Here is a 6,000-nt window from a genome sequence, read left to right on the forward strand (position 1 = left end):
AGGCGGGGGGCGGGCCCGGGTGGTGGTGGCCGCCGTTCGCTGTGCTCTTTGGGGTGTTCAAGGCCGGGGACGGGGTGGCAGATCTGCAGCACGCGAACGGGGCCACAAGCAGCGTTGCCTGGGGGATCGCGCAGGTGCTGTTCGGCGGACTCCTCCTGGTTGCTGGCGGTTTGGACCTTGTGGCGCGGTTCCGTAAACGCTGACAGAGCACGGGCCTGCGCCCAGGACTGCGATACGGGCCGCGGGTGTGCTGACTGCCCGACAGTGGAGGCTCCGGTGTCGGCGAGGCTGTCGATCTAGCGGAAGTACGTGAGATGCCGCAGCTCCTGGTCGCGCTGCTCGCCGTGGTGTGCAGTGGGCTGCTGCTTGTGCAGCAGCTGGTGCTGCACAAGCAGCCCGGTGCCACTGCTCGCGATCAGCCGGTGGCCAACTACTTAAGCTCGCCCGGCGTCAGCACGCACGCGATCGGCAAGCTCATGCTCGAACTCGCCCCGTCTACCTCTCTGACAGCGAAGCCGCCGACGTCCTCGCCCCGCTGTGCGACGCGATGGGCGAAGACCTCGACCTGGCGCATGAGCTATGAGCCTCGCACGGCGTTTTACCAGGTAGACGCGTTGCGTAAGTCCTGGTGTGAGGTGTGAGCCGCCCTGCGCCCCTGTGCCGTACGGACTCTCTGCGACACCACCGCCGGCCACGGCTGTTGAACCGGGTGACCGACTCAAGGAGGAAGACCGTGACCACCGACGCCTGCCCGCTGGACATCCCCACCGACCTGGACCGGCTGCACCCCAACGACATCACCGAGTGGCTGCGCAGCGTGGAGGACGACGAAACGATCTCCGACTCCGACGTTGACCGCGCCCGCAAGGCCACGTGGGACGCCCTCGGCATCGACTGACGCCCCGGCCGCCGTGGAGCCTTTTCACGGGTCCAGGCGGCACACGGCTGTTGATCGTGCAGCAGCCGGAAGGAAGCCGCCGCAGGCCGTCCTCAGCCGAACGTCGCCGTGATCAGCGGGGCGGTCATGGCGCGGATCTCCGGGTCGGTGGTGGCGGCGACGGCGGTAGCTGGCCTGTTCACCGCCCGCCGCCTCTTCCAGGACCTGCTGGCGGTCACCAGCCGCCGGCCCGGCTCCTACGTATCCCTCGCGGATCTCCTGCCCACCCCCGCAGCGAACAGCGAGCCGCTCCCGCAGCTACGCCCCGTCCAGGAACCCGGCGAAGCCTTCCCCGCCATCCCCGAACCAGGGGTGACCGTTGCCGAGCTGCTCACCGCCGACGGGGCATGGACGGCGGGCCAGGTGGCGGCTTGGCGGCCGATGCGAGCGGCCACTTGCTGTGGACGACTGTCGACGGCGTCCTGCGCGTGGGACCCGGCCACCGGCACTACCGCCTGGACCACGGCGCCCGCCCTCTGCCACGGCCCGGCTCTCACCGGCGCCGACACCACCACGATGCTGGCCGAAGGTGCCGCACTGCGCTTCCGGGGCGACGATGTGGAGATCGTCGGCGGTGGCCTCACCGGCAGCAGCGGCCTCATGCCCGGTCCGGCAGGAGAGGCATGGGTCTTCTCCGGCACCGGCCCGCGCACCACAGGAGGGTACGGCGGCCACACCCTCACCCGGCTCGGCCAGGCCCTGCACGAGAGCAAGGCCCACGAAGTCGACTTCGCCGGCGAGGTCCACCAGGCCGCCCTCACCTCGACCGGCACCCTGTACCTTGCCGGAGGCGGCTACAGCGTCACCACCGACCTCGACCAGGGCCTGCGCTGCCCCCGCGACCGCTGGGCCGACCCCGCACCCCTCACCCCCACCGCATCCCTCGCCATCGGCGACCACACCGTCCTGCTCGCCGGCCCCACCGGCCGCCCAGGCCACGGCGTAGAAAAGCCCTGTACGCCGTCGACCGAAACAGGGCTCACCCGAAGCCCCCCAGTCGGCGGGGGCAGACAGGAATCCAGGCCTTCAGGCCGGGGAGGATGTCAAATCCTTCCAGGCGTCGATGATGTGCCCAGCGACCGGAACAAGGCTCCCACGGAGGCGGTGCTGTCAGCAGGAGGCGCGGTCACCGGAGCGTGACGGGGCGGTGCGACCGGGGCCCGCCTGGGGGAGGGCGGCGTCGGCTCGTCCTCGTCGTCGAGCAGACGGGACAGGTGCTCGCGGGTGTCGGTGAAGTTCCATCCGACGACATCCTCGATCGAGTCGATCTGCTCAGCGACGTCATCCGGGTCGTAGTCCTCGAGGTGACGTGCCAGGTAGGCGTCGATGTCGGCGGGCGAGTACGTGTCGACCGTGGGTCTGAGACCGAGACCGGCCAGGGAGCTGGCGTACTGGACCAGCGCCTCGGCCAGATCTGCTTCGTAGCCAGTGTTCTGGTGGCGGCCGATCCGCGGTTCATGCCGGGCCCAGGCGTGACTGATTACGTCGCGGAGCTGGGAGATCGGACCGAGGAACGCATGGCGTGCCGACCAGGGGGGAGTGGCGCTTTCGATCGCCACAGCGAGTTCCGTAACCAGTTCAGCCAGCGGTTCAATGGACGTCATGCCCAGGCCGTCCACGAGCAGCGTGACACGCGAGAGGGCAGCGGCGAACCAGTCGGCCGGCAGCGCTGCCCCGACAACTGCGTGGCGGTCAGCGTGATAGCGCACGGTCAGCGTCAGGGCTTCGACGAGTGAGGTCAGTTCCCCAGGACTCCCGTGGACGTGCTCTGCCACATCGCACGGGTAGAGGTCCCACAGTTCCCGCAGCCGGGCCAGCAACTCCCGGGCACACGTGTCGAGAACACTGCGGAACAGGTCTTCGCCGCTGGAGAACAGCCGCAGGTTGATCTCCAGCTCTGTAGCCTCTCCCCGCCTGCACACAGGAGCCAGATCATCGAATTTCACTGCATTCTTGATGATGGCGGTCATCGCGCCGGGACTCGTGGACAAATACCGGACGAGGAAGTCCCGTTGGCTGGGATCGGCCAAAGCCAGACTGTGGCTTCCGGCATGGAGCGCCTTCGTGATCCACGATTCGTTGAGCCGCTCGACTGCGGCATCGACGAGAGGCTCCGACGACGGGATGCCTCCCAGCCGCCGGACGACCTCCTGCCACTGCACCAACTGCGAGTCCATCAGCGACATGGTCAGCAGCAACTGTTGGTCGATCGACGCAAGCGCACGGAAACTCGCCCCCCAGATCTCGTGAGGGTTCTCCAGAGCGTCCTCCAGGTCGGCGATCAGATCCTGGGCGCTCTTCGCCTTGTTGCGCTGCACGACGATCTCGATGAGACGAGGAGAGTAGTTCTGGTGGCCGGCCACCCGGTGCCACCAGGATCCGAAGGAAAGGTCCTGCCGAGTCTGGGGATTGGTGATGGACAGGTGGACATGGTTGAACAGCATGCGGCCGCGGACGTCGTAGGGCAGGCGCTCCACCGGAACGTGACAGTGCGCGAGCCGTTCGACCGCGCGGCGGGAGGCGTCACTGAGCCGCACCGTGTCCTGCAGCACCTGCGCCCGACTCGTCATGATCAAAACCTTGGATGCAGTGCTGCCGCTCCGCCGCTCCACTATCGACTCGATGAACTCGGACATGTCCGAGTCATGGTGACGTGAACCGTGGTCCTGATGGCGGGTCTGGCCCCACGCGTCGTCGAAGAAGAACACCGTGGGAGTGTCGTCCCCCAGCCACGCCCACCACTGATCCACGGTCCGCGGGTCAACGACGACCCGGAAACCGCGGTGCCACCACAGCAGCAGCAGATACTCGGCGATCGTCGTCTTGCCCGCACCGGGCGCCCCGCTCAGGAGTACACAGCCGTGCTCCTCAAGTGCCAGCTCGGCGACGCTGCATGTGGCGTGATGCACGAAGCGCAAGTAGTTGCGCTCGATACGCTGGATCCTGGACTCACCGCGCAGGAAGACTCCGTCCTGCATCATGGCGCGCACTGCCTGCGTCGAGGAGATCCACAGCTTGAAATGACGCCGCTCAACCTCGGGGTGCAAGGCGAGCACCGCATTGAGCCAGCCCCGTCCGTATACCTCCACCGTATCGGCGACCCCCGCCAGGGCCTCCTGCGTCTCCTTCTCGGTCCCAGGGGTGAGTTCAGCAGACGTGACGAAGACATACCGGACAGGTGTGAAACCCATACCGGCCGCCTTGCCCGCCTCTTTCCGGGCAGCCCGGAGAACAGAGCTCTTGTCCGCCGAGGGCGTGTGCTTACATTGCGCCACCACCCAACCCTTGTCCGTGACCGCCTTCAGGTCGATCCCCCCGTCGGCGCCCACCCGGTAGGTGGAGTAGATCAAGCGATCCTGCGCAGAGAGCAAATCACGGACGAACACTTCGAAGTCGTAGGGGGACAAGCTCGCAAAGTCATAGTCCGGAGCAGCGATCCTGCTCACCTCTCAAGATCCTCAGCGCATCGGTGGGGCCGGTCGCCCTCAGGAGGTCGTATCACACAGTGCTCTGCGGGCCGCGCGCGGTGCCAGGCAGCAAAGACGCCCCACAGATCGCGTCCGGCCGCGTCACGGTGAGCGCCGGTCACACGGCCTTTCCGATGCCCGCCTCAGGGGCCGGGGGCGGTGTGCCAGTCCTTCGGCAGATGCGGCGCGGTGTTGCGCAGCGTCTCCATGTCAGTGCAGAAAACCTCACCAGGCTCGAGCAAACCAGCTCCGGCTGCTGAAGACCGGTCAGCAGCCGCTGATGCCGTCAAATCGGCCAGGGCGTCCGGCAGATCCCGCAGGCGGCGAAGGATCCGAGTGTCGTTGCGCTGTGCTGCAGCCGAACGGGACAGCAGATCACCCATCTCGCTATCCGGGACCACAACGTGACAGTAGGGCACAGCGATACTCAACGCGTCGATGTCGTGGATGGCGCTCGCCTTCCAGGGCTTGCTTGGGTTACGGAACAGCTGCACCTTGAGATCGACGGTAATCCGGAGAGAAGGCACCCGGTCGGCGAACGCCGTCATCCCAGGCCTGCCCGACCGCGGCCTACGAGGGTCGAAGCCCACCGCCCGCCACAGGTCTACCCGGTACTCGGCAAGGAGTTTGCCAAAGACGTCCATGTACTCGTGCACCAGCTCCCGGGCCTGTACACGAACACGCAGCTCTTCACGGCTCATGCGCTCGCCCTTCAGGAGGTCTGTGAAGAACTCTTCCCAGGCAAGGCGGCTGCGATCGGAGGCAACAACGGTCTCCGGCCGATAGCCTAGACGGCGCAGCTCCTCGACCTCGCTGTCCGCCGGTCCAGCCAGCACCTGGAACTCGACAAGCTGATTCACTCTCCGTAGCCAGGGCCGCAGCCCCGGAATCGATGACGAGTCCACCCTCCCCGACGCGTCGAAGAGGTCCATCGATGAACGTTCACCCTGGAAAGCCCACGCCACGCCGACCCCCAGCGGCTCAGGTGCAGTCGGTCGGAAAGCCGGCCTGGCAAAGCTCACATGCATCGCGTGCAGGAGTTGATGACGCAACAGCACGGCATGCGAGCGCAACGTCCGGCAGAGAGACACCGAGGCCATGACGCGCGCGACGTCCATTCGCTGGCGAGGGTCGGTTATCTGACTCGTCTCGAAGTAGTGGGTACTGGAGAGAGGGAAGGCCACACCGGCAGCGCTGGCTTCCTGCACAGCGGTAAGAACCTGGGTGTCGAACGATTCCCGGGGCTTGCCCAGAGCCGCCTGGGCCAGACGGACCCAGACCCACTGATCGAGGTAAACCGACGGCGGGGTCGTACGCAGGATCGGCCCATCTTCGCCCGCCGCAGTCATCGAACCTGCCACCGGTGCGCGCATGCTACGCCCCACTTCCCCTCCTGAGGGGCCTCGCGTTTTCCGGACAGGATTCCGACGATCTATTTCACGCGGCGATTCGCAACTTCTCGTACTCGGCGTGGACTTCGTGCGGAGGGCGGTATCCCACCGCCGAGTGGAGGCGTTTGCGATTGTACCAGAACTCGATGTATCGAGTGATGTCCTGCCGGGCGGCTTCGCGGGTCAGGTAAGTCACGCGTGATGC

Annotated in this window: 6 protein-coding genes; 3 read left to right on the forward strand and 3 right to left on the reverse strand. The window is 66.7% G+C overall.

The window, feature by feature from the left end; genetic code table 11:
- Positions 1-314 precede the first annotated feature (314 nt).
- The 3 genes from ACIHCQ_RS39970 (at position 315) to ACIHCQ_RS39980 (ending at position 2,077) form a co-directional block, all read left to right on the forward strand.
- Positions 315-641, forward strand: a complete 327-nt coding sequence (locus ACIHCQ_RS39970) for a hypothetical protein (protein WP_399673753.1) — start codon at positions 315-317, stop codon at positions 639-641.
- A 92-nt stretch (positions 642-733) separates the two neighbouring features.
- Positions 734-898: a hypothetical protein gene (locus ACIHCQ_RS39975; RefSeq protein WP_399673755.1), complete on the forward strand. Its 165-nt coding sequence runs from the start codon at positions 734-736 to the stop codon at positions 896-898.
- 108 nt (positions 899-1,006) lie between these two features.
- Entirely contained in the window at positions 1,007-2,077 is a 1,071-nt protein-coding gene (locus ACIHCQ_RS39980) for a hypothetical protein (RefSeq protein ID WP_399673757.1), read from the forward strand.
- On the opposite strand, the gene ACIHCQ_RS39985 is transcribed toward ACIHCQ_RS39980, so the two are convergent.
- From ACIHCQ_RS39985 to ACIHCQ_RS39995, 3 genes are all read right to left on the reverse strand, one after another.
- Positions 1,981-4,383, reverse strand: coding sequence for a restriction endonuclease (locus tag ACIHCQ_RS39985; RefSeq protein WP_399673759.1), 2,403 nt, complete (start codon positions 4,381-4,383; stop codon positions 1,981-1,983). The two genes, ACIHCQ_RS39980 and ACIHCQ_RS39985, sit on opposite strands and share 97 nt — an antisense overlap.
- Before the next feature lie 164 nt (positions 4,384-4,547).
- The gene (locus ACIHCQ_RS39990; protein WP_399673761.1) at positions 4,548-5,777 is read right to left on the reverse strand and encodes a hypothetical protein; all 1,230 of its coding nucleotides are present in this window, start codon (positions 5,775-5,777) and stop codon (positions 4,548-4,550) included.
- 64 nt (positions 5,778-5,841) lie between these two features.
- Positions 5,842-5,991: an IS3 family transposase gene (locus ACIHCQ_RS39995; RefSeq protein ID WP_399673766.1), complete on the reverse strand. Its 150-nt coding sequence runs from the start codon at positions 5,989-5,991 to the stop codon at positions 5,842-5,844.
- Positions 5,992-6,000 lie beyond the last annotated feature (9 nt).

Source organism: Streptomyces sp. NPDC052236 (assembly GCF_044548015.1).
Classification (GTDB): domain Bacteria; phylum Actinomycetota; class Actinomycetes; order Streptomycetales; family Streptomycetaceae; genus Streptomyces.

What these genes read in the sequence shown, in the direction of transcription:
- ACIHCQ_RS39970 (WP_399673753.1), top strand. Translation starts at nt 315, where the DNA reads ATGCCGCAGCTCCTGGTCGCGCTGCTCGCCGTGGTGTGCAGTGGGCTG.
- ACIHCQ_RS39990 (WP_399673761.1), bottom strand. Translation starts at nt 5,777, where the DNA reads ATGCGCGCACCGGTGGCAGGTTCGATGACTGCGGCGGGCGAAGATGGG.